The organism is Bradyrhizobium symbiodeficiens (assembly GCF_002266465.3).
Lineage (GTDB): Bacteria > Pseudomonadota > Alphaproteobacteria > Rhizobiales > Xanthobacteraceae > Bradyrhizobium > Bradyrhizobium symbiodeficiens.
Genome location: NZ_CP029427.2, coordinates 1,189,022 through 1,212,384, shown reverse-complemented (window position 1 = coordinate 1,212,384; position 23,363 = coordinate 1,189,022). Strand labels below are relative to the sequence as shown.

General features: G+C 65.6%; 30 protein-coding genes. 15 read left to right on the top strand and 15 right to left on the bottom strand.

Going from position 1 to position 23,363, the window contains the following annotated elements; translation table 11 throughout:
* Positions 1 to 14: 14 nt before the first annotated feature.
* The 3 genes from hmuQ to CIT39_RS05690 all read right to left on the bottom strand — a co-directional run bounded on the left by hmuQ (position 15) and on the right by CIT39_RS05690 (position 3,186).
* Positions 15 to 329 carry a heme-degrading protein HmuQ gene (gene hmuQ, locus CIT39_RS05700; RefSeq protein ID WP_094973019.1) on the bottom strand — a complete coding sequence of 105 codons (315 nt, stop codon included), beginning with the start codon at positions 327 to 329 and terminating at the stop codon, positions 15 to 17.
* Between the two features lie 83 nt (positions 330 to 412).
* Positions 413 to 1,630: a DUF1501 domain-containing protein gene (locus CIT39_RS05695; RefSeq protein WP_162308865.1), complete on the bottom strand. Its 1,218-nt coding sequence runs from the start codon at positions 1,628 to 1,630 to the stop codon at positions 413 to 415.
* Positions 1,631 to 1,632: 2 nt separating this feature from the next.
* Entirely contained in the window at positions 1,633 to 3,186 is a 1,554-nt protein-coding gene (locus CIT39_RS05690; protein ID WP_094973021.1) for a DUF1800 domain-containing protein, read from the bottom strand.
* Positions 3,187 to 3,301: 115 nt separating this feature from the next.
* Between CIT39_RS05690 and CIT39_RS05685 the strand changes: the two genes are divergently transcribed.
* Entirely contained in the window at positions 3,302 to 3,517 is a 216-nt protein-coding gene (locus CIT39_RS05685; protein ID WP_094973022.1) for a cysteine-rich CWC family protein, read from the top strand.
* A 63-nt stretch (positions 3,518 to 3,580) separates the two neighbouring features.
* Here CIT39_RS05685 and CIT39_RS05680 read toward each other — a convergent pair whose 3' ends face one another.
* The 3 genes from CIT39_RS05680 to CIT39_RS05670 form a co-directional block, all read right to left on the bottom strand.
* The gene (locus CIT39_RS05680) at positions 3,581 to 4,279 is read right to left on the bottom strand and encodes a glutathione S-transferase family protein (RefSeq protein WP_094973023.1); all 699 of its coding nucleotides are present in this window, start codon (positions 4,277 to 4,279) and stop codon (positions 3,581 to 3,583) included.
* 101 nt (positions 4,280 to 4,380) lie between these two features.
* Positions 4,381 to 4,611 carry a hypothetical protein gene (locus CIT39_RS05675; RefSeq protein ID WP_094973024.1) on the bottom strand — a complete coding sequence of 77 codons (231 nt, stop codon included), beginning with the start codon at positions 4,609 to 4,611 and terminating at the stop codon, positions 4,381 to 4,383.
* The gene (locus CIT39_RS05670) at positions 4,608 to 5,387 is read right to left on the bottom strand and encodes a sulfite exporter TauE/SafE family protein (RefSeq protein ID WP_094973025.1); all 780 of its coding nucleotides are present in this window, start codon (positions 5,385 to 5,387) and stop codon (positions 4,608 to 4,610) included. Before CIT39_RS05670 ends, CIT39_RS05675 begins: the two co-directional genes overlap by 4 nt.
* Before the next feature lie 202 nt (positions 5,388 to 5,589).
* Here CIT39_RS05670 and CIT39_RS05665 point away from each other — a divergent pair, with 202 nt between their 5' ends.
* From CIT39_RS05665 to uvrB, 4 genes are all read left to right on the top strand, one after another.
* Entirely contained in the window at positions 5,590 to 6,504 is a 915-nt protein-coding gene (locus CIT39_RS05665) for a LysR substrate-binding domain-containing protein (RefSeq protein ID WP_094973026.1), read from the top strand.
* A gap of 71 nt (positions 6,505 to 6,575) precedes the next feature.
* A complete protein-coding gene (locus tag CIT39_RS05660; RefSeq protein ID WP_094973027.1) occupies positions 6,576 to 6,800 on the top strand; it encodes a hypothetical protein in 225 nt (74 codons plus the stop codon).
* A gap of 54 nt (positions 6,801 to 6,854) precedes the next feature.
* Positions 6,855 to 7,085, top strand: a complete 231-nt coding sequence (locus CIT39_RS05655; RefSeq protein WP_094973028.1) for a hypothetical protein — start codon at positions 6,855 to 6,857, stop codon at positions 7,083 to 7,085.
* A gap of 92 nt (positions 7,086 to 7,177) precedes the next feature.
* Positions 7,178 to 10,165: an excinuclease ABC subunit UvrB gene (gene uvrB, locus CIT39_RS05650; RefSeq protein WP_094973029.1), complete on the top strand. Its 2,988-nt coding sequence runs from the start codon at positions 7,178 to 7,180 to the stop codon at positions 10,163 to 10,165.
* 86 nt (positions 10,166 to 10,251) lie between these two features.
* Here the strand turns inward: uvrB and CIT39_RS05645 are convergent, their stop codons facing one another.
* Together CIT39_RS05645 and CIT39_RS05640 are read right to left on the bottom strand one after the other, a co-directional pair.
* Positions 10,252 to 10,638 carry a hypothetical protein gene (locus tag CIT39_RS05645; RefSeq protein ID WP_094973030.1) on the bottom strand — a complete coding sequence of 129 codons (387 nt, stop codon included), beginning with the start codon at positions 10,636 to 10,638 and terminating at the stop codon, positions 10,252 to 10,254.
* 166 nt (positions 10,639 to 10,804) lie between these two features.
* A complete protein-coding gene (locus CIT39_RS05640) occupies positions 10,805 to 11,044 on the bottom strand; it encodes a hypothetical protein (RefSeq protein ID WP_094973031.1) in 240 nt (79 codons plus the stop codon).
* A 249-nt stretch (positions 11,045 to 11,293) separates the two neighbouring features.
* Here CIT39_RS05640 and CIT39_RS05635 point away from each other — a divergent pair, with 249 nt between their 5' ends.
* The 5 genes from CIT39_RS05635 (at position 11,294) to CIT39_RS05615 (ending at position 14,715) form a co-directional block, all read left to right on the top strand.
* Positions 11,294 to 11,740 carry a nuclear transport factor 2 family protein gene (locus CIT39_RS05635; RefSeq protein WP_094973032.1) on the top strand — a complete coding sequence of 149 codons (447 nt, stop codon included), beginning with the start codon at positions 11,294 to 11,296 and terminating at the stop codon, positions 11,738 to 11,740.
* A 232-nt stretch (positions 11,741 to 11,972) separates the two neighbouring features.
* Positions 11,973 to 12,413, top strand: a complete 441-nt coding sequence (locus tag CIT39_RS05630; protein WP_094973033.1) for a nuclear transport factor 2 family protein — start codon at positions 11,973 to 11,975, stop codon at positions 12,411 to 12,413.
* A gap of 271 nt (positions 12,414 to 12,684) precedes the next feature.
* Positions 12,685 to 13,605 (top strand): hypothetical protein, encoded by a 921-nt coding sequence (locus CIT39_RS05625; protein WP_094973034.1) that lies wholly within the window; start codon positions 12,685 to 12,687, stop codon positions 13,603 to 13,605.
* 245 nt (positions 13,606 to 13,850) lie between these two features.
* Complete coding sequence (locus tag CIT39_RS05620) at positions 13,851 to 14,273, top strand: hypothetical protein (RefSeq protein ID WP_028140177.1); 423 nt, start codon at positions 13,851 to 13,853, stop codon at positions 14,271 to 14,273.
* 304 nt (positions 14,274 to 14,577) lie between these two features.
* The gene (locus CIT39_RS05615) at positions 14,578 to 14,715 is read left to right on the top strand and encodes a hypothetical protein (RefSeq protein WP_162848618.1); all 138 of its coding nucleotides are present in this window, start codon (positions 14,578 to 14,580) and stop codon (positions 14,713 to 14,715) included.
* Between the two features lie 41 nt (positions 14,716 to 14,756).
* On the opposite strand, the gene CIT39_RS05610 is transcribed toward CIT39_RS05615, so the two are convergent.
* The 3 genes from CIT39_RS05610 to CIT39_RS05600 all read right to left on the bottom strand — a co-directional run bounded on the left by CIT39_RS05610 (position 14,757) and on the right by CIT39_RS05600 (position 16,035).
* A complete protein-coding gene (locus CIT39_RS05610; protein ID WP_028140176.1) occupies positions 14,757 to 14,903 on the bottom strand; it encodes a hypothetical protein in 147 nt (48 codons plus the stop codon).
* Positions 14,904 to 15,100: 197 nt separating this feature from the next.
* Complete coding sequence (locus tag CIT39_RS05605; RefSeq protein WP_094973036.1) at positions 15,101 to 15,583, bottom strand: MaoC family dehydratase; 483 nt, start codon at positions 15,581 to 15,583, stop codon at positions 15,101 to 15,103.
* On the bottom strand, positions 15,583 to 16,035 hold the full coding sequence (locus CIT39_RS05600; protein WP_162308364.1) for a MaoC family dehydratase: 453 nt from the start codon (positions 16,033 to 16,035) through the stop codon (positions 15,583 to 15,585). Before CIT39_RS05600 ends, CIT39_RS05605 begins: the two co-directional genes overlap by 1 nt.
* Before the next feature lie 166 nt (positions 16,036 to 16,201).
* Between CIT39_RS05600 and CIT39_RS05595 the strand changes: the two genes are divergently transcribed.
* On the top strand, positions 16,202 to 16,498 hold the full coding sequence (locus CIT39_RS05595; protein ID WP_094895030.1) for a DUF4282 domain-containing protein: 297 nt from the start codon (positions 16,202 to 16,204) through the stop codon (positions 16,496 to 16,498).
* 143 nt (positions 16,499 to 16,641) lie between these two features.
* Here CIT39_RS05595 and ychF read toward each other — a convergent pair whose 3' ends face one another.
* The 4 genes from ychF to CIT39_RS05575 all read right to left on the bottom strand — a co-directional run bounded on the left by ychF (position 16,642) and on the right by CIT39_RS05575 (position 19,644).
* The gene (gene ychF / locus CIT39_RS05590) at positions 16,642 to 17,739 is read right to left on the bottom strand and encodes a redox-regulated ATPase YchF (RefSeq protein WP_094895029.1); all 1,098 of its coding nucleotides are present in this window, start codon (positions 17,737 to 17,739) and stop codon (positions 16,642 to 16,644) included.
* Positions 17,740 to 17,744: 5 nt separating this feature from the next.
* Complete coding sequence (gene pth, locus CIT39_RS05585; RefSeq protein WP_094973038.1) at positions 17,745 to 18,350, bottom strand: aminoacyl-tRNA hydrolase; 606 nt, start codon at positions 18,348 to 18,350, stop codon at positions 17,745 to 17,747.
* Between the two features lie 58 nt (positions 18,351 to 18,408).
* Entirely contained in the window at positions 18,409 to 19,119 is a 711-nt protein-coding gene (locus CIT39_RS05580) for a 50S ribosomal protein L25/general stress protein Ctc (RefSeq protein ID WP_094895027.1), read from the bottom strand.
* Positions 19,120 to 19,383: 264 nt separating this feature from the next.
* Entirely contained in the window at positions 19,384 to 19,644 is a 261-nt protein-coding gene (locus CIT39_RS05575; RefSeq protein WP_094973039.1) for an accessory factor UbiK family protein, read from the bottom strand.
* A 163-nt stretch (positions 19,645 to 19,807) separates the two neighbouring features.
* Between CIT39_RS05575 and CIT39_RS05570 the strand changes: the two genes are divergently transcribed.
* The 4 genes from CIT39_RS05570 to pgeF are packed head-to-tail and all read left to right on the top strand — an operon-like array spanning position 19,808 to position 23,302.
* Positions 19,808 to 20,545, top strand: coding sequence for a dienelactone hydrolase family protein (locus CIT39_RS05570; protein WP_094973040.1), 738 nt, complete (start codon positions 19,808 to 19,810; stop codon positions 20,543 to 20,545).
* An 8-nt stretch (positions 20,546 to 20,553) separates the two neighbouring features.
* Complete coding sequence (gene lgt / locus CIT39_RS05565; protein WP_094973041.1) at positions 20,554 to 21,399, top strand: prolipoprotein diacylglyceryl transferase; 846 nt, start codon at positions 20,554 to 20,556, stop codon at positions 21,397 to 21,399.
* 20 nt (positions 21,400 to 21,419) lie between these two features.
* Positions 21,420 to 22,535 carry a class I SAM-dependent methyltransferase gene (locus tag CIT39_RS05560; RefSeq protein ID WP_094973042.1) on the top strand — a complete coding sequence of 372 codons (1,116 nt, stop codon included), beginning with the start codon at positions 21,420 to 21,422 and terminating at the stop codon, positions 22,533 to 22,535.
* Positions 22,535 to 23,302: a peptidoglycan editing factor PgeF gene (pgeF, locus tag CIT39_RS05555; protein ID WP_094973043.1), complete on the top strand. Its 768-nt coding sequence runs from the start codon at positions 22,535 to 22,537 to the stop codon at positions 23,300 to 23,302. Before CIT39_RS05560 ends, pgeF begins: the two co-directional genes overlap by 1 nt.
* Positions 23,303 to 23,363 lie beyond the last annotated feature (61 nt).

Genomic DNA, 23,363 nt, shown 5'->3' with positions numbered 1-23,363 from the left:
TTTGCGGCGCGGCGCTACTTCGCCACGGTCTGTATCACCTCGAAGCCTTCGAACTGGGGATGGCCGAGATAGGTGGGCTTGTGATCCCCGGCCCGCGCATGCGCCGCGCGAAACGCCTCCGACTTGGTCCAGGCCTCGAATACGGCGTGGTTCGCCCACACCGTGTGCGAGGCATAGAGCGTGTGGTCCTCGGCTTCCGGTCCGCGCAGCAGATGGAATTCGACGAAGCCCGGCACCTTGTCCAGATGCGTGTCGCGGCCGAGCCAAACCTGCTCGAAAGCGGCCTCGGAGCCCTTGGCGACACGGAAGCGGTTCATGGCGATGTACATGGGTGGTTTCTCCTGATGCTCGGCTCATCATGTCGTCATTCCAGGACGCGCCGCAAGGCACGGGTTCGGAATGACGGTCTCGATTAAGCCACGAGCCCCTGCATCGGCCGTGCTCCTGCACTATCCGGAAACACCGTCTCGGCCAGTACGCGATCCGAGAGGCCGAATTGCCCTTGCAGTACACCCTTGATCACGGAACGCAGATCGGCGGTGGGCTTGAGGTCGCGCCCTTCGTAGAGATTGGCGAGCTTGAGGCCCGGCCAGTCCGAGATGACGCGGCCGCCCTTCACGGCGCCGCCGGCGAGCAGCGCGATCGTGCCGGTGCCGTGATCGGTGCCGTCGGTGCCATTGATGCGCGCTGTACGGCCGAATTCGGTGGCGACGACGACGACGGTGTCGCGCCAGCGCTCCCCCAGCCCGCTTTCGAGTTCGGCGAGTGCGCCGTCGAGCCCGCCGAGCAGGAAGGCGAGACGACCGACCGGGCCGCCCTCCTTGGCATGCGTGTCCCAGCCATCGAAGGCGAGCGCGGCGATGCGCGGGCCGTCATCCGCCGCCATCAGCTTGGCCGCGCCGCGCGCGACCTGGCGCATCTGCGCCACCGCATTGCCGGGTTTCGGCTTCATGTCGGCGCCGCTCGCGGCCTTGTCGAGCTGAAGGCCTTGCGACAGGGCCCTCTCCAGCGCGGGATCGCGATGACGGTAGAGATCGACGAGGCGCATCGCGGTATCGTCGTCGGCGTGCGGCAGCGCCACCGGGGCCCAGCCGACGGTCGGCGCGTTGCCGCGCAGCACCAGCGGCGTGGTGGGCCCGACGGCAAGAGCGCTCGATACCCGCTCGCCGCGCGGCAGCGCTTCCAGCGCGCGATTGAGCCAGCCGGACTGCACGCGGCCCGGCCCGGCATAACCGCTTTCGAGCACATCCTGGCCGTCGAAATGCGAGCGGTCGCGATAGGGCGTCGCCACCGCATGGATCACCGCCGCATGCCTGTCGCGATACATGCGCGCAAATTCCGGCATCGCCGGATGCAGCGCAAAGAAGGAATCCAGCATGATCGCAGGATGCGCTCCATCCGCGGCGAGCGCGATCGAGCCGTGCAGGCTGGCATAATCAGGGTCGCCGATCGGCGCGACGGTCGAGAGACCGTCGAGCGCGCCGCGCAGGATCACCACGATCAGCCGGGGATCGCGGCCGTCGGCGGCACGTGCAAATTTCGGCAGGTAAGCCCAGGCTGCAAACGAGGCGCCGCCGAGCAGAAGGCTACGACGCGAGGTGAGGAGGCGGTTCTCGACGCAGTCGATCATCATCATCTCCGCTGCATTTCCGGCGACATCAAGAGCAGCGCCAGCGCCTGCTGGCGCGACTCCGCGCGCTCGACGGCTCGCCGCGTTTCGATGGAGGCCGCATCGGCCGCCGCGAATTCCAAGAGGTCAAGCGGATCGATGTTGTTGCCGAGCCGCGCCCCGATCTGCGCGGCGATATCGAGCCTGAGTTTCATGCCCTCGGGTGCGGCCCAGGCGGCATTGGTATCGGCGAAGCCGTTGGGGCCCGACGGCGACCATAACGGTTGGCCGAGCAGGTTGAGGCCATTGAGATAGCGGCCGGGATCCTCCGGCACGCGCGCGAGCAGCCGCCCGCTCGCGACCAGGAAATCGTAAGGACTGCGCATCTTGGTCAGAGGCGCCTTCCAGGCCTCGTCGGAATCGACCAGTGCCGTCGCAAGCGCCTTGAGGTCGCCGTCGGTCTTGACGAAGATTTCGCGTAACCGCGCGACCAGCGCCGGCGGCGGCTCGTCGGCGACGAAATGGCGGACGAATTTGGCGGCGATGAAGTTCGCGGTCGACGGATGGCGCGCGATGTCGGCGAGCGCGGCCTCGCCTTGCGCAAGGCCCGTCGCCTCGTAGCTCTTGCCGAGCAGCATCTGCGCGCCGGGCTGGTGCGCATTGGTGTTGAATACGAAGGAGCCGGGCGTACCGAGCTGCCCCTGCCGTCCGGCAAAGGTCCAGCCGGTGATGATGCGCGCGAGCGCGGTGACGTCCTCCTGCGAATAACCACCGCCGACGCCAAGCGTGTGCAGCTCCATGATCTCGCGCGCGAGATTCTCGTTGAGCCCGCGCTTGCGATTCTGGCCCGCGCGCGAATCCGGCCCGAGCGATTGCTGGTTGTCGAGGAAGAACAGCATCGCCGGATGCTGCTCGACCGCCTTCAGCATGTCGGCAAAGCGTCCGAGCACATGCGGGCGGATCGCCTCGCGCTCGAACGCGCCGGCCCAGATCCGCGCCAACTCGCCCTTGCCGGCCGAGATGCAGAAATGGTTGGACCAGAACACGACGAGGCGCTCGGTGAAGCCGCATTCGACCAGCGTCGCGCGCTGCAACCGCGCCAGCGCTTCGGCGCGGAAGGTCTTTTGAATCACGTTGAGCGGCTGCGGGGCGGGCTTTGCGGCCGGCGGCGCGGCCGCGTTGGGCTGCATCGTCTCCGGCTTTGCCGCATTGTCGGCCGGTTTCGCCTCTGCCATCTGGCCGGCGATCTCGGTCGCGGCCGCGTTGAGCGAGAGATTGCGACGCAAGACGGGCTTCTGTTCGGCGGTCGGCTGCGGCTCGATCGGCACGGCAGCCTTCGCCGCGGCGTCGCGCGCCTGCTTGACCTGATCCTGATAGGCGAACACGGCCTGGCCGAGTTGCGGCGTCGACTGCAGGACCGGCGCTTCCAGCAGCACGCCGTTCGGGCGACCGAGCTCCGCCTTGACGAAACCTCTGGGATCGGAGGCTGCGTTGATGAGATCGCCGGAGGCCCCGCCGCGGGCGCCGAAGCCAAAGCGGTTGAGCGCGACGAGCGCGGCTTGCGAATCGCGGGCCATCAATTTGTCCTTCGCGTGTCGGGGAGCCGCTTTCGGAGTCCGCGCGCGACGTCTAATATACCGCAGCGACAGATGAACCCGACATGAAAATCACGGCGACGCCTCGACGTAGATCATGACAAATCCGCAAGAATCCTCAGCCCCGGAACCACGCCGTCTCGCCTGCGCGCGCTGCGGCACCGAGTTCGGCTGCGACCTCTCGGGCACCTGCTGGTGCACGGAGGAAACCGCAAAACTGCCGATGCCGGTCGAGGGCGAAGACTGCCTGTGCCGGGAATGTTTGAGGAAAGCGGCGGAGGAAGCCCGTAGCCCGGATGGAGCGCGAGCGTAATCCGGGAATCGTTCCGTCGGCGGCGGCCCCGGATTTCGCTGCGCTCCATCCGGGCTACGAAGCTTACACTGCATGCCCCGGCGATTTCCGCGCCATGCCGTCGAACGCGTCGAGCAGTTTTTCGCGCCAGGCATAAACCGGATCATCCGCCTCGAGCAGCTTGAACGGGCTGACCACGCGCGCCCATTGAAAGCCGCCGAACACGATGTAGTCGGCATAGTTCGGCGCAGCGCCGCCGATGAAGGGCTGCTTCTTGACGGTCTGCCGCATCACCTCCAGCGATTTGCGGAACGCGACCACGCCGGTGTCGCGGCTCGCCATGACCTGTTCCAGGCTCTTGCCGCCGAAGCGCGCCTCGCGCGACTGGCGGAAATAGGCGGCGTCGACCTCGGCGAGATTGTTCGGGATGTCGGCAACGATCAGCGGGAAGATGCCGCCGACGATCGCGATGTCGCCGAAGGCGTTGACCATGCGCGCCATGGCGCGGCCGCCCTCGCCGCCGAACAGCGACGGACGGTCGGGGAAATAATCTTCGAGATAGGTCGCAATCGTCCAGGAATCGACCACCGGCTTGTCGTCGTGCAGCAGCACCGGGACCTTTTCCGAGCCGTGCGGCGCGATCGCGCTCTTCTCGGTGAAGCGCCAGGGCAGCGATTCCGCGGACAGGCCTTTATGCGCCAGCGCCATCCGCGTGCGCCAGCAATACGGGCTGAACGGGCGCGAGGGATCGATGCCGATGAGTTCGTAGAGCTTGAGTGACATGGTGGTCTTCCGTCATTGCGAGCGCAGCGAAGCAAGACTGCCGCTGCGAAAGACATTCTGAATTGCTTCGCTCGCGCTCGCAATGATGTTGTGGTGAGGCATCACCGTCCGTTCGTACGCAGCAGCCTCTCGCCGCCCTGCGTCACCGCGATCACCAGCCCCACACCTGCAATGGTCTCGCGCGCGACGTAGCCGCGGTCGGCGGCGTCCTCCCAGATGGTGAGGCGCGGGCACGAGGTTTTCCAGGTCGCGATCACCTCGGCATAGGCGCGCGGCTCGCGCGCCACCCATTCGACGAAGTCCAGCACCAGCGGATCGGCAATCTCGCTCATTGCAAACCTCCCTTGTCGAAGGCGGCGAGCACCGGCGCGCGAAGCATGAGCCAGCCGCCATAGGCGATGTAGTAGCAGGCGATGGTGGTGATCAGCTTGTTCGACCAGGCCACGAATTGCCGGTCGGTCATGGCTTCGAGGATGCGCCGCGCCAGCGTGGTGCCGAGCATCGAGGCAAGGATGGCGACGCCGGCGAGCACGGGATCGAGGCTCGCCGCCTGATCGATGATGCCGCCGAAATAGATCAGCTTGGTGAAATGGCTAGCGAGCTGGCACATCGCCTTGGTCGCGACCTTCTCGCGCCGGCCGAAATCGCCGCCGAGGAAGAAGGTGTCGAGCAGCGGGCCCGACACGCCGGTCATCAGCATCAGTCCCATGCAGATCGTTCCGTAGACAGTGCCCTGCCAGAGACGGTCGGGATCCGGCTTGATAGTCGACGGCAACAGCCGCGCCATGAACGGGGTGATGCCGAGCAGCAGCAGCGCCATCGGCTTGTCAGGCACATAGCGGGTGAGCGACCAGGCCGCGAGCGCGATTGCGGCGCCGACCATATAGTTCGCGACCGGCCGCCAGCGGATATGCGCTCGCCACAAAAAGGCACGCCAGCCGTTGGAGGCCATCTGCGTGATCGCATGCAGCACCATCGCGGTCGGCAACGGCATCAGGGCCAGCAGCACGCCGATCAGGATCAGCCCGCCCGCCATGCCGAACAGCCCCGACAGGAACGCGGTGCCGACCATCAGCAATCCGAGGGCAGCGATCATGATGGGCGTCACGTGGGGTTTCCTCTCGGCAGGCAAGGGACGCAGGCTGCCTCAATTCCTCGCCCCGCTTGCGGAGAGCGAAGAGGCCGTGGCGCTTCCCGGCAAATCAGCCTGAAACTACGCTGTAAAATCTGCCCCGCTTGCTCCACCTTCGCAAACTGAGTTATCTTGGCCTGGCCTCAGCTTTCCTGATGGTCTGTACAAGGTCCTGCATTTGCGGCGTCTGCTGTTTCTCAACGGCATCAAGGCATTCGAGGCGGCGGCGCGGACCGGCAGCTTTGCTGCGGCCGGGCTTGAGCTGAGCGTGTCGGCGGCCGCGGTCAGCCGCATGGTGCATCTGCTGGAAGAGCGGCTCGGCGTCGCGCTGTTCGAGCGCAAGGCCAACAAGCTGGTGCTGACCCAGGCCGGCCGTGCCTATCAAAGCGGGCTGACGCCGATCTTCGATGCGCTGGCCAGCCTGACCGCGCAGGTGACCGCGCCGGCAAGCGTTCGCGTGCTCACCATCGGCGTCGGCCACACCTTTGCGATGCGCTGGCTGATCCCGCGCCTGTCGGAGTTTCGCAGCGAGGAGCCCGACATCGAGGTTCGCTTCACCACCGGCGGCGCGTCGGTGCCGTTCGGCGAGGACTGGAGCTGCGGCATCAAGCTCGGCACCGGCGACTGGCCCGGGCTGGTCGCCGAGCCGCTGTTCGCCGGCGATCTCACCCCGGTCTGCGTGCCCCGCCTCGCGAGCGTCCTCAAGCGCCCGGCCGACCTCAAGGGCCCGAGCCTGATCCGGGTCGAACATTCACCCGAGGACTGGCCGATCTGGCTGAAGGCCGCGAACCTCCCTCGCATCAATCCGCGCGGGCCCGAGTTCCAGTTCTACGGCCAGGCGCTGCAGGCCGCCGCCGACGGGCTCGGCATCGCCATGGGCATCCGCCCCTATATCGACGACGACCTCGCCGCCGGCCGGCTGGTCGCCCCGTTCGACCTCTCGGTGCCCAAGGGCATGCGCTGGTATCTGGTCTATCGCAGCTTCCAGACCGAGCAGCGCGATTTTGCCGCGTTCCGCCGCTGGATCATGCGCGCGGCCTCGGAACCCGCCGCCCGTCCGACGCCGGGAAGCAAAAAAGCCCGCCGTTTGTGAACGGCTTCACATTCCGCAATCCGCAATCGTGGTCCCCTGACCCTCCGAAAAGAAACGTGGGACCGACAAGAATGACGACGCTCTACGACGGCTTTGACATTGAATCCTTCGAGGCCGGCAAAGGCCTCTGGCACGCCCGCATCCGCCGCGCCGACCTCAGCCCCGTCGCCATCGACGGCGTGCTGTTTCCGGCGATGGAAGTCGGTTTCGCTTGGCCCGATCAGAGCGCCGCGATCGCCGACGCCAAGCACCATATCGACCGCTTCCGCCGCCGGGCCGACAACGACGACGAATAGCGGGCGGGACGGCAAGCAGACCAGGGACAACGCAGCGCCAAGGGGGGAACTGTCATGTCAGTTATCGAAATCGAAGACACGTCGCGACCGAGGATCTACAGCCGCGATGTGTTGTCGACATGCCCGGAATGCAGCGGCGACCTGACGGTGCTCCGCGTGATCGGCGGCCGCACCGGATGCGAGTACTGGGCCATGCGCTGCGACGAGTGCGGCGGCATCCACCTCGACATCCTCGAGCCGCGCCTGATGGTCGTGGACGGCGACGGGCCGCTGCCGGCGGTGTGAGCCCTGCCCTGCTGCCAACCTGCTGTCAGCAGGCTGCATGGCGACGGTCATTCGCCCTTTTCTGAGGGGCGGACTCGTCCCATATTCGCCCTATGGCGAAGAAACCTGCTCCCCCGAAATCCACCAAATCCAAGGCTCCCAACTCCAAGGCTCCCAACTCGAAGGCACATCGGCCCGATGTGCAGCCGATCGGGGCGGCGCTGGCTGAACTTCTGAATCCCGCGATCAATCGCGGCGACGCCGGGCTTGGATCGGGCACCGGGCTGCAGCCGCCGCCGGACAATTCGCGCGACCGCCGCTCGGGCGGCGAGGCTGCGGCGCACCGGGCACGGGCCTCGACGCCCAAAGACCTTCAAAAGCAGTTTCCGCAGGACAATACGCGGCCGATGCCGCTGCGGCCCAACCCGCAGCCGCCGGGGGCCCGCGCCTCCGAGAGCGGTGGCTTCGACGAGGCGCCGCAGGCCAATTACGGCACCGCGGCCACGATCCCGACGCTCGATCCGGAACTGGCGCGGCAACTCGGTTTTCCCACCGAGGAGGACGATGCGGAAGCGCTCGCGCGTCCGCCGCGGAACAAGATGGAGGCGCTCGGCGTCAAGGCGACCGCCGACGCGCTGGAATCGCTGATCCGCGAGGGGCGGCCGGAGTTCCGCAAGAACGACGGCTCCACCAAGGTGTGGACCCCGCACCGGCCGCCGCGGCCGGAAAAGTCCGAAGGCGGCGTGCGCTTCGAGATCAAGTCGCCCTATGAGCCGCGCGGCGACCAGCCGACCGCGATCGCCGAGCTGGTCGAAGGCATCCAGCGCAACGACCGTTCGCAGGTGCTGCTCGGCGTCACCGGCTCCGGCAAGACCTACACCATGGCCAAGGTGATCGAGGCGACGCAGCGCCCCGCCATCATCCTGGCGCCGAACAAGACGCTCGCCGCCCAGCTCTATGGCGAGTTCAAGAGCTTCTTCCCGGACAACGCGGTCGAATATTTCGTCTCGTATTACGACTATTACCAGCCGGAAGCGTACGTTCCGCGCACCGACACCTACATCGAAAAGGACTCCTCGATCAACGAGCAGATCGACCGCATGCGCCATTCGGCGACGCGCGCGCTGCTCGAACGCGACGACGTCATCATCGTCGCTTCGGTGTCCTGCATCTACGGTATCGGCTCGGTCGAGACCTACACCGCGATGACCTTCGCGTTGAAGAAGGGCGAGCGCATCGACCAGCGCCAGCTGATCGCCGACCTCGTCGCGCTGCAGTACAAGCGCACCCAGCACGATTTTACCCGCGGCACGTTCCGGGTGCGCGGCGACGTCATCGACATCTTCCCGGCGCACTATGAGGACCGGGCCTGGCGCGTGAACCTGTTCGGCGACACCATCGAGACCATCGAGGAGTTCGACCCTCTCACCGGCCACAAGCAGGACGAGCTCGAATTCATCAAGATGTACGCCAACTCGCATTATGTAACGCCGCGCCCGACGCTGGTGCAGGCGATCAAGTCGATCAAAGCGGAGCTGAAGCAGCGGCTAGACCAGCTCCACGACCAGGGACGCCTGCTCGAAGCGCAGCGGCTGGAGCAGCGCACCACATTCGACCTCGAGATGATGGAGGCGACGGGGAGCTGCGCCGGCATCGAGAACTATTCGCGCTATCTCACCGGGCGCCTGCCCGGCGAGCCGCCGCCGACGCTGTTCGAATACGTCCCCGACAACGCGCTGGTGTTCGCCGACGAGAGCCACGTCACCGTGCCGCAGATCGGCGGCATGTTCCGCGGCGACTTCCGCCGCAAGGCGACGCTGGCCGAATACGGCTTCCGCCTTCCGTCCTGCATGGACAACCGCCCGCTCCGCTTCGAGGAATGGGACATGATGCGGCCGCAGACGGTCGCGGTGTCGGCGACGCCGAGCGCCTGGGAGCTGAACGAGAGCGGCGGCGTGTTCGTCGAGCAGGTCATTCGCCCGACCGGACTGATCGATCCGCCTGTCGACATCCGCCCGGCCCGCACCCAGGTCGACGATCTCGTCGGCGAGGTGCGCGCGACCGCGCAGGCCGGCTACCGCTCGCTGATCACGGTGCTGACCAAGCGCATGGCGGAGGATCTCACCGAATATCTGCACGAGCAGGGCATTCGCGTCCGCTACATGCACAGCGATATCGACACCATCGAGCGCATCGAGATCATCCGCGACTTGCGCCTCGGCGCGTTCGACGCGCTGGTCGGCATCAACCTCTTGCGCGAAGGCCTCGACATTCCCGAATGCGCGCTGGTCGCGATCCTCGATGCAGACAAGGAAGGTTTCTTGCGCAGCGAGACCTCGCTGATCCAGACCATCGGCCGCGCCGCGCGCAACGTCGACGGCAAGGTGATCCTCTATGCCGACCAGATGACGGGCTCGATGGAGCGCGCCATCGCCGAGACCAACCGCCGCCGCGAAAAGCAGGTCGAGTACAACACCGCCCACGGCATCACGCCGGAGAGTGTGAAGAAGCAGATCGGCGACATCCTCAACTCCGTCTACGAGCGCGACCACGTGCTGGTCGAGGTCGGCGGCCACGACATGACCGACGACGTCATCTCGATCGGCCACAATTTCGAAGCCGTGCTCGCCGATCTCGAAACCCGCATGCGCGAGGCCGCCGCCGACCTGAACTTCGAGGAAGCCGCGCGCCTGCGCGACGAAGTCAAGCGCCTGCGCGCCACCGAGCTTGCCGTGGTCGACGATCCCACCGCGAAGCAGCGCGTTGTGCAGGGCAAGGCCGGCGCCTATGCCGGCAGCAAGAAATACGGCGACGCCGCCAACCTGCCTGTCAGCGCCATGAAGAAGAAAACGGTCAGCTCTGCGCTGAAGGCCAGCGGCGGCGGCAGCGGCTCGAAGGTGCACAAGCCGCATCTCGACGAGATGCATGGGCCGGAGTCGCTGCCTTATCGCGAGAAGCAGACGCTGCCGTCAAAGCCGTTCGGTAGCACGAGCCGGATTATCCAGCCGACGGATTCACGGCAGTCCGGGCCGGAGTTCGGGCCGGCGCCGAAGTCGACGGGCGGGATGCCGGGGCGGCGGGGTGGGTGGAAGAAGAGGTAGGGCCTAAGTCGGCAGCGCCGTTTGTGGGTATGGATTCCGGGCTCGCCGCTTCGCGGCGCCCCGGAATGACGAGGAGAGATTACCCCTCACCCCACGCTCGCCGTCACCACCGCCATCACCGACAGCAGCAGCACGATCGTCATGAGCTGGAGCGAGGCGACCGGCTGGGTGCGCCATGCCGTGATCTTGTCGGACAGCGACAAATGGGCCTCGAAGAATTTCGGCTCGTAGACGGTCTTGAAGAAGCCTGGGAAGCTCGGGCCCAGAGTGACCGCCAGCATCGCATGGGCGAGCGAGGCGATGGCGACGAAGATGGCGACGCTGGGGTCGCCGGAGAGGTCGTGGTTGCCGACGAGCTTGAGCAGGAACGCGGCGGCGGCGAAGGTCGGGAAGCTCTGCAGCGTCGCGGTCAGCGCAAGGCCTTCGAGCGCGTTGTGCAGGCGGGACTTTCTGACGGTGGCGATGGCGGCCATGGCACGTCTCCCTGATGACATGGGGATGACGATAGCCGCCCTTGGCGCTCAGTGATGTGAGATGCGTCACGCCCTACTCTTCCACCGGGGCAAGCGGTGAGATGGATTCTCAGACACGCAATTGCGCATCTCAGTTCGCGCCAAATGGCGCGCCCCGGAATGACGGCTACAGCTTCCCCTGCCCGTTCACCTGGCTTTGCTGCTGCTGCCGCTGCTTTTCCTGCTCCTTGGCGTGGTGCCGGCCGTAGAGGCAGCCGGCGGCGGCGCCCAGCACGCCGTGATGGCCGGCATAATGGCCGGCGACGCCGCCGACGATGGCGCCCTTGATGCAGCCCTTGGCATTGGCGGCGGAGGTCGCGCCGAGCATGAGCAGCGCGGCGGTGACGGCGAGAAGCGGCGATTTCATGGGTCGATGTCTCCGGATGCGACGTTGGACCCTCAACGAACGCGGGAGGGTCCGGGTTCCCCATCCGGGCAAGGCCCCGCCGATGGGCCTGCGGCGTCATCGCATGGTACAGAGGCCCGCACGCAGACAAGTGCGCAACCCGCAGCCCCCCATGAACGCGGCATGGCGCTGGCGTGTTTTTGCGGATTGATGGACCCGCGACACCCACGGTAGCGTTGCAATCCCACGACCAACGAGGACGGGAGCGGCATGACGGTCGAAAAGCTGAACAGGCAACGCGTGCTGCATCTGCTCGACGCCTTCGCGCGGGGCGATCTCGAGGCCGCGCTGGCGTGCTGCACCGAGGACGTCGACTTCCTCACCCATGCGCCGATCGACGTGCTGCCGCACATGGTGCCGCGCCACGGCAAGCAACAGCTGCGCGAGCTCTGGCAGACGATCTGGTCGCGCTATTCGGAGGTCCGCTACAAGGCGCGGCACATCGTTGCCGAGGCCGACCAGGTCGCAACCTACATGCACACCTATTTCAGGAAGCGAAGCAACGACCGCATCGTGCAGTTCGACATGGCGGTGTTCTACAGCTTCCGCGGCGGGCTGGTGGCGGAGATCCGCGAGATCATCGATTCCTACGATCTGGTGCAGCAGGTGCTCGAGCGCGAGATCGGGCCGCTGATCGTGGGTCAGCGGATGGACTGAGCCTCCCCCTGCCCTGGAACCCGGCGGCGAGCCCGCCGACACCCGGGAGATTACGGGGTTCTGTTGCAAATTTCACATATCGCCATCAATTGTGCATTGCAAAAACGTGAATTGCGTTTTGGCCGAAACCACCTATTTTGTTTGCATACAAATGAGTTGAGCCCCACCGCCTGACGGCGCCCGGGGTCGTTTTCCGTTTTTTATCGCAAAGCCAGCGTCAGGACTGCCCAAAATGACAGAGCACAGCCTCTGGCGTTTCTCGCGCGCGTTGCACCGCGCGATCAACGACCGGCATTTCGAGGACATCGAGGCCCTGATCGACGAGGACGTCGAATGGGCGCTCTACGGCCCGATCGACATGTTTCCGTTCCTCGGCGCGCGCCAGGGCAAGGACGCCGTGCTCGACGTCATCCGCCAGCTCGCCGACAATTTCCAGGTCCGCCGCTTCGACCGCGAGAGCATTATGCTGGGCGTCGATTCCGCCGCCTCGATGCTGCGCTACTCGCTGACGGCACTGGATTCCAACAAGCCGATCAGCTTGCGGGTCGCACAGTTCGCCCAGTTCAGGGCGGGCAAACTCGCCAGCATGCGCGTCCTGATCGACACCTTCGACCTGGTCGAGCAGGCACTCGGCCGCGCCATTCATCTGCCGAAGATGACCGGCGTCGGCTGAGGGGGACACCAACGGGCCCCGCTGTTCGGGACCGATGACGATGCCTGACGCGACGTCCTGGCCTCCAGCCCCGCCGGATGCCGTCGCATCGAGAGCTGTCGTCGGGCGCGCGCCTCTCGCGCGGCCCGTTGGTTCGCGTCCCCCACGCGAGGTGCCACAATTTCGCAACGATAAATCCGCATTGATGCAAGCAGACCGAATGGCGCATGGTCATCACCGAGGACCGCCTTATACTGGCGGACAACATGCGCCGGGGTTCGCGGGCAGGACGATGGAATTCTCGACAGGTTTTGGCTGGACCAGGCTGCCGGTGCTGGCGGCCGCGTTCATCTTGGGCTCGGTGCTGACGGCTTCGGCGCAGATCATTCCGCCCTTCTCCCCACCCGCGGCCGTAGCCGACGACGAGGCCGAGACCGAGACGGCAGAGGCCCCCGACGTCAACGACGCCGACGTGATGAAGGGCATCGACGTCGACAAGCTCGACTGGAGCCAGCTTGCGGTCGACGCCGGCACCGGCATCGACCCCATGGCCGCCAGGAAGCGCGCGCAGGCCGCCGCCAAGGACGGCCTCGACTGGTCATCGAACGCCAATGCCAACGGCTCCTCGGCGGTGACGGTGAGGCAATCCGTGTTCTCGTTCTGGGATACGCGGATCGGCGCCGACATGACGGTGGCGCGCGAGCCGCGGACGATGTCCGAGCTGCTGGCGCAAAAGGCCACCAATGGCGGCAACCTGCCGCAATCCTCCGGCAGCGCCTGGGCGACGGCAACCGCGCCCGGCGCAGGCGTGATCTGGGACAAGACCGCGGTGGAAGCCCGCGTCGATCCCGGCTCGGAACAGAGCAGCCTCGGGGCGTCGCTGATCAAATCGGTGCCGCTGTCCGGCGACACCTCGCTGACGCTGCAGAACGGCTACAGCGTCAACCAGCAGGGCACCAGTGCGGTCCCCGGCATCGGCGGCCACGTCACCCGCAATTACGAGACCGACCAGTCCGCCAAGGTCACCCTCACCGACACCGGCACCAGCGTCACCGCCGGCCAGACGTTGTCGACCACCGACGACAAATGGCTGCGCAAGGTCGGCGCCGAGCAGAAGCTGTTCGACAACGTCACCGTCTCCGGCTCGGTCGGCGAGACCTCGCAAGGCGCGATCAACAAGAGCGTGACGGCGGGTTTCAAGAAGAGCTGGTGAGTTCCTTCGCCTCTCCTCGCCTGCGGGGCGAGGGAGTCGGGCGCCGCCAGAGCCGCGCATTGGCCATGCATCGGCGGCGTTCAGACTCTCGTAACCATACGCCACGGCAAAACCCCCGAATGGTCCGCCCTTGCCGCATCTCGGCCCATTTGCGGCCAAAATCGGACGTCCAGATGAGCAAGCCTCACAGACGTCGTCGTGCGGGGGACACTCGCGCTGCGCTCAACGCGAACAGGGGAATAACGATGAACGCCATGCGTCCGGAAAAGACCGAAGCCGCCGAGACCGAGACGGTCGACACCAACCTCGCTGCAGTCACGGAAGTCGAAGCCGGCATCCGCGATTTCGTCCGCAACGATATCGCCTATCTGCGCCGTCCGGCGGCGACGACCACCGACGCGCCGCCGCTCGACCCGAGCGCGGAAGCCACCGTCACCAACGTCAACTCGCTGATCCAGCGCGTCGCCGGCACTTCGCTCGCCGAGATCGAGAATTTGATCTCGGAGCTCGAGAGCCTGCGCGACCTGCTCCATGCCGAAGGCCAGCGCGTCCAGCGCGAGATCTCCGGCTACGCCCAGCTCAGCCAGGCCGCGATGAAGTCGACCCGCATGATCGCCGACAACGTCGCGCAGTGGAAGCGCGCCGCCGACGGCCTGCGCAACAGCTGATCGCCGATACCACGCATCACCAGCCGCCGCGTTCCGAAAGGGCGCGGCGGTTTTGATTCTGGGGCTGTACGGACGCGGAGTGCTTGCCCTCACGCAGTCTCCCCAACACAGGTGTCATCACCCGCGAAAGCGGGTGATCCAGTATTCCAGAGACCGCAGTGATTGAGCCGAGAGGTCGCGGCGTACTGGATGCCCCGGTCGAGCCGGGGCATGACAGCGGTGGCTGTAGTTTGAACCCTCTGCCGCTCCCCAACGACCAATGCCGAGCGCCCGTGCCGCTACGGCCGGGCTTGGGGACATTCAGATGGAAAGCATTCGGCCCGATACCACGGACCCGATACCCTTGCGGCGCGCGCCGAATCAATTCGGCACGATCATGCTGCGCTTTGTCGGGTTGTTGGCGGTTTCGATCGCCGTCCTGGCGTTGGTCTATAGCCGCTGAGGGCGGAGGCCGCTTCGCGACCCCGCGAAGTTAACGAACACTTACCGGCTCGCGTCGACGGCCGAGGCTTCCAGGGTGTAGGCGCCATCGGCATAACCCTTCACCACCATGCCGGCGACCAGCATCACTGCCAGCGTCGCGGTAGCAAAGAGAAATCCGACAAGTTTGAGTGCGCCGCGATCTGCCATGGTCCTCGTCCCCTGTACTCTGCCCAATTCGTTTCAATTAGACAGCGACAGGTTCATAATTGGTTAGCAACTCGATGGTTCCGCCAACTGCTTCGCGGTAACCATCATGCGCAGGCTTATGGCAGCCGGCCGGAATCGCGTCCATAGCGCGCGTGCAACACTCGCGCATCATTTGCCGCGTTCATCCTGGAACAGGTCTAACCGCTCTTCGCACGCATCGGCACGAAGGCGCTGGCGGTGATGGAATAGACGTCCTCGCCGCGCTGGTTGGTGCCGGTGGTGCGGGCGGTCAGGATGCCCCAGCCGGGGCGCGAGGCGGAAATACGCTTGTCGATGACGACGTTGACGTAAGCGACGGAGTCGCCGGCGAGCACCGGCCGGATCCAGCGCAGGTCGCGAAAACCCGGCGACGGCCCCCACACCGCGACCTCCTCGCCGCGCGATGCGGCTTCGCGCGCCAAGCGCTGGCCGTCCGCGACAAGCAGGCTCATGCAGGCCGAGCCGACATGCCAGCCCGAGGCCGCGAGCCCGCCGAACAGCGAGTTCTTGCCCTCTTCCTCGTCGAGATGAAAACGCTGCGGATCGAACTTCGCGGCGAAATTCTTGATGGCCTCGGCCGTGAACGTATAGGTGCCGATCTCGCGGCGCTGGCCGATCTCGATGTCGTCGAAGAACCGCATCAGACCGCCCCCTCGCGCCGCTCGATCAGTATCGGCGAGGTCATCTCACCCAGCGCCTCCCCCTTGGCGTTGCGCACGGTGCATTTGAACTTGACGATGCCGAGCTCGGGCCGGCTCTTCGAGGGGCGCGCCTCCAACACGTCGACGTCGAGCATGAGATCGTCGCCGGGCCGGAGCGGCGACAGCCAGCGCACCTCGTCGACGCCGGGCGAGCCGAGCGAGGCGGCACGGGTCATGAAACCGTCGGCCATCATCCGCATCATCAGCGAACAGAGATGCCAGCCCGAGCCGGAGAGGCCGCGCAGCATGCTCTTGGCTGCGGCCTCCTCGTCGAGGTGCATCGGCTGCGGATCGAACTCGGCGGCGAAGGCCAAGATCTCATCGCGGGTGACATGGCGCGGGCCGAATGTTCCGAACCGGCCGGGCGGGAAATCTTCGAAGGTCAGGGTCATCTTGGGATTGCTTGCGGAAATGACAGATTGTGGCCGCACTTTGCGGCAATCTCAACCCGCCGGCCCGCATGGCTCGTGCTACATACGGGGTAGCAGCGTTGGTCTTGAGTCGGATCGACCGAGGGCCAAGATCCATTTGCCAAGGCCCGATGCCCTGGGGAGAGCAATGTTTTCATTCAGCGATCTGTTTCAGTGGGACCGCTTCATCACGCCGACGATCATCAAGACCTTCTATTGGCTGGTGATCGCGCTGATCTGCCTGTTCGGCCTCTCCGGCATCTTCTCAGGGCTCGCTGCGATGGCGATCAGCCCGTTCGGCGGTTTCCTGGTGCTGCTGTCGTCGATCGCGAGCGTCGTCGTCGGGATCGTGTTCTCGCGCATCCTCGCCGAGCTGATCCTGATCGTCTTCCGCATCAACGAGCATCTCGGCGCAATCCGCGACCAGGGCGGCGGGCTGCGGTGAGGGTGGTCTCGTAGGGTGGGTTAGGCGAAGCCGTAACCCACCTCTTCTGTTTCCGCGGATCGAGCCATTGGTGGGTTACGCTACGCAGATGCGCTTCGCACATCTGCGTAGCTAACCCACCCTACGGGACCGCTGTTCGCAGCTTACGTATTGAACCGGAAATGCATCACGTCGCCGTCGGCGACGACGTATTCCTTGCCTTCGAGGCGGAGCTTGCCGGCATCGCGGGCGCCGGCTTCGCCGCCAAGTGCCACGTAATCCTCATAAGCAATCGTCTCGGCGCGGATGAAGCCCTTTTCGAAGTCGGTGTGGATCACACCGGCCGCGCCCGGCGCCTTGGTGCCGCGGTAGATGGTCCAGGCGCGCGCTTCCTTCGGGCCCACCGTGAAGTAGGTGATGAGGTCGAGCAGCGTGTAGCCGGCGCGGATCAGACGATCGAGGCCGGCCTCTTCGAGACCCAGCGTCTCCAGGAAATCGGCACGCTCATCGCGTGAAATGGTGGCGATCTCGGATTCGATCTTGGCCGAGATGACGACGGCGACGGCGCCTTCCTTGGCGGCCTGCTCCTGCACCGCCTTGGAGAACGCATTGCCCGTCGCGGCCGAGCCTTCCTCGACATTGCAGACATAGAGCACGGGCTTGGACGACAGCAGGCCGAGCATCCCGAAGGCGCGCTCCTCCTCCGCCTTGCGCTCGACGAGGCGCGCGGGCTTGCCCTCGCGGAGAAGCACCAGGGTGCGGTTGACGAGGTCGAGCTGCTCCTTGGCGTCCTTGTCGTTGCCCTTGGCCTTCTTGGTGAGGTTGTCGACGCGCTTCTCGAGGCTGTCGAGGTCGGCGAGCATCAGCTCGGTCTCGATGGTCTCGATGTCCGCGAGCGGGGCGATCTTGCCCTCGACATGGGTGATGTCGGAATCCTCAAAGCAGCGCACGACATGCGCGATGGCGTCGACCTCGCGGATGTTGGCGAGGAACTGGTTGCCGAGGCCTTCCCCCTTGGAAGCGCCGCGGACGAGACCGGCGATGTCGACGAAGGTCAGCCGGGTCGGGATGATCTGGCCGGATTTGGCGATCGCTGCGAGCTTGTCGAGCCGCGGATCTGGCACGGCAACCTCGCCGACATTCGGCTCGATGGTGCAGAACGGATAGTTCGCCGCCTGCGCCGCGGCCGTCTCGGTCAGCGCATTGAACAAAGTCGACTTGCCGACATTGGGCAATCCGACGATCCCGCATTTGAATCCCACGAGCGTTATTCCTTGCCGTTGTCGTCCTTGGTCAAAAATCCCTTCGCCTGCATCGCGAGATGCACCCTGTTGGCGAAGGTCGCATCCGTGCCCTTGGCGACCAGGCCTGCGTGCTCGGCCACCGCCTCGCACAGCGTCGTCACCCAGTCGTTGTCGGCCTTTGCGAAGTCCGACAGCACGTGGCCGTGCACCAGTTCCTTGACGCCGGGATGACCGATGCCGAGCCTGACACGGCGATAGTCGTTGCCGATATGTGCGGAGATCGAGCGCAACCCGTTATGGCCGGCGATACCGCCGCCGATCTTCACCCGCACCTTGCCCGGCGGCAGCTCGAGCTCGTCATGAAACACAGTGACGTCGCCCATGGCGATCTTGAAGAAGCTTGCGGCTTCCTGAACGCTGCGGCCGGAATCGTTCATGTAGGTCGTGGGCTTGAGCAGGATCACGCGCTCGGTGCCGAGCGTGCCTTCCGAGGTCTCGCCCTGAAAACGACGGCGCCATGGTGCGAAACCATGACGCCGCGCGATCTCGTCGACGGCCATGAAGCCGATATTGTGCCGGTTACGTGCGTATTTCGCGCCGGGATTGCCGAGCCCAACAAACAGTCGCATGACGCGGCGCGCCCCTCGCTCGGCGCGCGATCAGAGACCGCGCGCCAGCTTTGAGAGATTACTTCTTCTTGTCGCCGCCGGCGGGAGCCTTGGCAGCGGCCGCCGGAGCAGCACCCGCAGCCGGAGCAGCACCAGCCGCCGGAGCAGCCGCAGCAGCGCCAGGAGCCGCAGCCGCCGCAGCAGCCTTCTGCTCTTCGGCGTAGCCGGACGGCGGCACGATGGTGACGAGGGTCGCGTCCTCGCGGGTCAGCGCCTTCACGCCGGCCGGCAGCTTGACGTCCGACAGATGCAAGGAGTGACCGATTTCGAGCGAGCCGACATCGGCCTCGATGTACTGCGGGATGCTCTCGGCGCCGCATTCGATCTCGATCGCATGAGCCACGATGTTGACGGCGCCGCCGCGCTTCACGCCGGGCGAGCCTTCCGCCTTCACGACATGCAGGGGAACGCTGATGCGGATGGTGGCGCCTTCGCCGAGCCGCATGAAGTCGACATGGATCGGGAAGTCCTTGACCGGATCGAGGTGATAGTCGCGCGGAATCACGCGGTGCTTCTTGCCGTCGAGGTCGATGTCGACCAGCGTGGTCAGGAACCGGCCGGCGAGGATGCGCTGGCGCAATTCACGATCGTCAACCGAGATCGGGAGCGGGGGTTGCTTGTTGCCGTAGATCACTCCGGGCACTTTCCCGGCGCGACGCTCAGCCCGGGCGGCCCCCTTGCCGCTCTTCGGACGTGCGGTCGCCTTCAATTCCTTGACGGTCGTCGCCATGTCGTTAAGTCCTTGTTTTTGCAAAAGTTAATGGGCCGCAACGCGGCCCATGGTGCCGTCCACAGCAAGCCTCCAGGGGTGCGGGGGCCGCGGACGTGGCGGGCTTTTACCCGGAAGATGCGGAAATGACAAGGAAATGCGAGGATTTTTTGCAGCCGGCGTGGCCCGGAACACCGTCATGGCCGGGCTTGTCCCGGCCATCCACGTCTTGCGGGACTGGAGGGGAGAACGTGGATGCCCGGGACAAGCCCGGGCATGACGACCTCAGCTAGCCGCTCCGCCGAGCTTGGCCTCCAGCGCCGCGATGCGCGCCTTCAGCGCCTCGTTCTCCTCGCGCGCCAGGCGGGCCATGTCCTTGACCGCCTCGAACTCCTCACGCTTGACCAGATCCATGTCGCGCAGGAATTTTTCGGCCTGGGTGCGCATCACCGTGTCGAACTCGCGCTTGACGCCCTGGGCGGCGCCGGCGGCATCGTTCATCAGGCGGCCGATCTCGTCGAAAAACCGGTTGTTGGTCTGGGTCATTTCGGTCTCCTGGCGGCCTCAACTTTGCGCGAACTCTCGAAAAGACAATGGCAATCCGGGCGGAACGGTTCAAGGCCCGATCGGCGGTATCCTTGTCATGAACCGGTTTCCTTGCAATCGTATTCAACGTCCCTGCATAAGAAGAATCACAAGGCGACAAGAGATGATCGACCAGCAGATCGCGATCCCCACCAGGGACGGCCACACCGCAACCTTCATCAGCCATCCCGAACGCGGCGGGCCGTTTCCGGTCATCCTGTTCTACATGGATGCGCCCGCGATCCGCGAAGAGCTGCGCGACATGGCCCGCCGACTCGCGACCTCAGGCTATTACGTGATGCTGCCGAACCTCTATTACCGCTCCGGCGTGATGGAGCTCGGTGCGCTGCCGGCCGATCCGAACGCGCCGGAACGCAAGCGCATGTTCCAGCTGATGGGCTCGCTCACCATTCCCATGATCATGGACGACACCAGAGCGCTGCTCACCTATGCAGAGGGCCAGGCAGCCGCGAACACCAAGCTGGTCGGTACCGTCGGCTATTGCATGAGCGGCCGCTACGCCGTCAACGCCGCCACACATTTCCCTGATCGCGTCAAGGCGGCCGCCTCGGTCTACGGCGTGCAACTGGCAACGGATCAGGACGACAGCCCGCATTTGGCCGCGGCCAAAACCAGGGCCGAACTCTACTTCGCCTGCGCCGAGACCGACGTCTACGCGCCGCCGGAGATCATCGAGAAGGTCAAAGAGGGCATGAAAGGCGCAAAAGCCGAGGTCGAGATCTATCCCGGCACCCATCACGGCTTCGCCTTTCCCAAGCGCCCGGTCTACGACCGCGACGCGGCCGAGCGGCATTGGGAGCGTCTGCTGGCGCTCTATCGCCGTAACCTCGTCCAGATATAGAAGGCGCGATGCTCTTTCTGCTCATCGACTTCCCCGCCTTCAAGCCGATCGCGCTCGAGATCGGCCCGTTCGCGATCCGCTGGTATGCGCTGGCCTATATCTGCGGCATCGTGTTCGGCTGGCTCTATGCGCGCTCGCTGCTGAAGAGAGAACGCCTGTGGGGCGGCCCAGCGCCGATGTCGCTGCTGCAGATCGACGACTTCATCCTCTGGGTCACGCTCGGCATCATTCTCGGCGGCCGCACCGGCTACGTGCTGTTCTACAATCTGCCTTTCTTCATCGATCATCCTGCCGCGATCTTCCGATTGTGGGAGGGCGGCATGTCCTTCCATGGCGGCTTTCTCGGCTGCGTCGTGGCGGTGATGTGGTTTGCTTATCGCAATCGCATCTCGATCCTGTCACTCGGTGACATCACCACCGCGGTCGCCCCGATCGGGCTGCTGCTCGGGCGTATCGCCAACTTCATCAACGGCGAATTGTGGGGCCGCGCCACCGATGCAAGCCTGCCCTGGGCAATGATCTTCCCCCACGATCCCACGCAGCTGCCGCGCCATCCGAGCCAGCTCTACGAGGCCGGCATGGAAGGCATCCTGCTGTTCACGGTGCTCGCGATCATGATCCGGCTCGGCGCGCTGAAGCGGCCTGGCATGATCCTGGGCGCCTTCATCCTGATCTATGGCCTGTCCCGGATCGCCGGCGAGCACTTCCGCGAACCGGACGCGCAGCTTGGTTTCCTCTGGGGCGGATTAACCATGGGCATGCTGCTGTCGATCCCGATGCTTATCGTGGGCGGCATACTTATTGTATTGGCAGTCAGGCGCGGTGCGCCGAAGCCCGCAGGGACCATTCGTTAATTCATTTCGAGAAGACCACCGTGACCGAGCAGCCGCTACTCAACGAGATCAAGGCGCTGATCAAATCCTCAGGCCCCATGCCGGTCTGGCGGTACATGGAACTGTGCCTGATGCATCCGCGCCATGGCTATTACGTCTCGCGCGATCCCTTGGGACGTGAAGGTGACTTCACCACCGCGCCCGAAGTCAGCCAGATGTTCGGCGAGCTGCTCGGACTATGGACGGCCTCGGTGTGGAAGCAGATGGGCTCGCCGCAATTCCTGCGGCTGATCGAGCTCGGCCCCGGCCGCGGCACCATGATGGCCGACGCGTTGCGCGCGCTTCGCGTGCTGCCGCCGCTCTACCAGGCGCTTCATATCCACATGGTCGAGGTCAATCCCGTGCTGCGCGAGCGGCAGGGTGCGACGCTGTCGGGCCTGCGCAACATCGCCTGGCACGACAGCATCGACGATGTGCCTGAGGGACCGAGCATCATCCTCGCCAACGAATATTTCGACGTGCTGCCGATCCACCAGATGATCCGCCACGAGAACGGCTGGCATGAGCGCGTGATCGAGATCGACGGCAACGGAAAACTTCAATTCGGTGCGGCATCCGAGCCGACGCCACGCTTCGACGTGCTGCTGCCGCCTTTGGTGCGCGCCGCGCCCGTCGGCGCCGTGTTCGAATGGCGGCCCGACGGCGAGATCATGAAGCTCGCCACGCGCGTGCGCGACCAGGACGGCGCCGCGCTGATCATCGACTATGGCCATTTGCGCAGCGATGCCGGCGACACGTTCCAGGCGATTGCGCGCCACACCTTCACCGATCCCTTGAAGGCGCCGGGCCAAGCCGACGTCACCGCCCATGTCGACTTCCAGGCGCTGGCGCGCGCGGCCGAGGATGTCGGCGCGCGCGTGCACGGGCCGGTGACGCAAGGCGACTTCCTCAAGCGCATCGGCATCGACACCCGCGCCGCCGCCTTGATGCAGAAGGCAACGCCGGAGGTCGCCACCGACATTTCGATCGCGCTGAATCGCCTGACGGACACCGGCCGCAGCGGCATGGGCTCGATGTTCAAGGTGCTCGGCATCTCCGAGCCGCGGCTGACGGCCATTGCCGGCCTCAGCGATCTCGAACAGGCCGGAGGTAATTGATGACCCTCACCTCGTCGCTGCTGGCAGCTGTGCCCGGCCTGCGCCATGCCTTCTTCACCCGCGAAGGCGGCGTCTCCGGCGGCATCTATTCCGCGCTGAACGGCGGGCTCGGCTCCAGCGACGATCAGACCCTCGTCGCAGAGAACCGCCGCCGCATGGCCGAGCATGTCGGCGTCGCGGCCGACCGCTTCCTCAGCCTGCACCAGATCCATTCGCCCGACGTGCTGGTCGCCGAGACGCCCTGGCCGAACGGGCCGCGGCCGAAGGGCGATGCGCTGGTGACCAACACACCCGGCATCGCGCTCGGCGTCTCCACCGCCGATTGCGGGCCGGTGCTGTTCGTCGACCCCAATGCGCGCGTGATCGGCGGAGCGCATGCCGGCTGGAAGGGCGCGCTGACGGGCGTGCTGGAATCCACGATATCAGCGATGGAAAAACTCGGCGCCACCCGCAGCGGCATCATTGCGGCGATCGGGCCGCTGATCCGCCAGGACAGCTACGAGGTGGGCAACGAGTTCGTCGCGCGCTTCATCGAGGCCGATGCCGACAACGCAGTCTTCTTCATCCCGTCGGTGCGCGAGGGCCACGCAATGTTCGACCTCGCCGGCTTCATTCGCAACCGGCTCGAGGCCGCCGGCATTTTGATGATCGACGACCTCGGCCTCGACACCTACGCCGACGAGCGCTTCTTCAGCTATCGCCGCTCGGTGCATCGCAAGGAGCCGGATTACGGCCGTCACGTTCACGCGATCGCGCTCGAACCGTGAACACAGCGGCAACCCCGTGTCATTCCGGGGCGATGCCCTGATGCGATGGCGGTGGCCTGTG

Coding starts and splice junctions, on each gene's coding strand:
- hmuQ (WP_094973019.1), bottom strand. CDS start 329: ATGTACATCGCCATGAACCGCTTCCGTGTCGCCAAGGGCTCCGAGGCC.
- CIT39_RS05695 (WP_162308865.1), bottom strand. CDS start 1,630: ATGATCGACTGCGTCGAGAACCGCCTCCTCACCTCGCGTCGTAGCCTT.
- CIT39_RS05690 (WP_094973021.1), bottom strand. CDS start 3,186: ATGGCCCGCGATTCGCAAGCCGCGCTCGTCGCGCTCAACCGCTTTGGC.
- CIT39_RS05685 (WP_094973022.1), top strand. CDS start 3,302: ATGACAAATCCGCAAGAATCCTCAGCCCCGGAACCACGCCGTCTCGCC.
- CIT39_RS05680 (WP_094973023.1), bottom strand. CDS start 4,279: ATGTCACTCAAGCTCTACGAACTCATCGGCATCGATCCCTCGCGCCCG.
- CIT39_RS05675 (WP_094973024.1), bottom strand. CDS start 4,611: ATGAGCGAGATTGCCGATCCGCTGGTGCTGGACTTCGTCGAATGGGTG.
- CIT39_RS05660 (WP_094973027.1), top strand. CDS start 6,576: ATGACGACGCTCTACGACGGCTTTGACATTGAATCCTTCGAGGCCGGC.
- CIT39_RS05655 (WP_094973028.1), top strand. CDS start 6,855: ATGTCAGTTATCGAAATCGAAGACACGTCGCGACCGAGGATCTACAGC.
- uvrB (WP_094973029.1), top strand. CDS start 7,178: ATGGCGAAGAAACCTGCTCCCCCGAAATCCACCAAATCCAAGGCTCCC.
- CIT39_RS05645 (WP_094973030.1), bottom strand. CDS start 10,638: ATGGCCGCCATCGCCACCGTCAGAAAGTCCCGCCTGCACAACGCGCTC.
- CIT39_RS05640 (WP_094973031.1), bottom strand. CDS start 11,044: ATGAAATCGCCGCTTCTCGCCGTCACCGCCGCGCTGCTCATGCTCGGC.
- CIT39_RS05635 (WP_094973032.1), top strand. CDS start 11,294: ATGACGGTCGAAAAGCTGAACAGGCAACGCGTGCTGCATCTGCTCGAC.
- CIT39_RS05630 (WP_094973033.1), top strand. CDS start 11,973: ATGACAGAGCACAGCCTCTGGCGTTTCTCGCGCGCGTTGCACCGCGCG.
- CIT39_RS05625 (WP_094973034.1), top strand. CDS start 12,685: ATGGAATTCTCGACAGGTTTTGGCTGGACCAGGCTGCCGGTGCTGGCG.
- CIT39_RS05620 (WP_028140177.1), top strand. CDS start 13,851: ATGAACGCCATGCGTCCGGAAAAGACCGAAGCCGCCGAGACCGAGACG.
- CIT39_RS05615 (WP_162848618.1), top strand. CDS start 14,578: ATGGAAAGCATTCGGCCCGATACCACGGACCCGATACCCTTGCGGCGC.
- CIT39_RS05610 (WP_028140176.1), bottom strand. CDS start 14,903: ATGGCAGATCGCGGCGCACTCAAACTTGTCGGATTTCTCTTTGCTACC.
- CIT39_RS05605 (WP_094973036.1), bottom strand. CDS start 15,583: ATGCGGTTCTTCGACGACATCGAGATCGGCCAGCGCCGCGAGATCGGC.
- CIT39_RS05600 (WP_162308364.1), bottom strand. CDS start 16,035: ATGACCCTGACCTTCGAAGATTTCCCGCCCGGCCGGTTCGGAACATTC.
- CIT39_RS05595 (WP_094895030.1), top strand. CDS start 16,202: ATGTTTTCATTCAGCGATCTGTTTCAGTGGGACCGCTTCATCACGCCG.
- pth (WP_094973038.1), bottom strand. CDS start 18,350: ATGCGACTGTTTGTTGGGCTCGGCAATCCCGGCGCGAAATACGCACGT.
- CIT39_RS05580 (WP_094895027.1), bottom strand. CDS start 19,119: ATGGCGACGACCGTCAAGGAATTGAAGGCGACCGCACGTCCGAAGAGC.
- CIT39_RS05575 (WP_094973039.1), bottom strand. CDS start 19,644: ATGACCCAGACCAACAACCGGTTTTTCGACGAGATCGGCCGCCTGATG.
- CIT39_RS05570 (WP_094973040.1), top strand. CDS start 19,808: ATGATCGACCAGCAGATCGCGATCCCCACCAGGGACGGCCACACCGCA.
- lgt (WP_094973041.1), top strand. CDS start 20,554: ATGCTCTTTCTGCTCATCGACTTCCCCGCCTTCAAGCCGATCGCGCTC.
- pgeF (WP_094973043.1), top strand. CDS start 22,535: ATGACCCTCACCTCGTCGCTGCTGGCAGCTGTGCCCGGCCTGCGCCAT.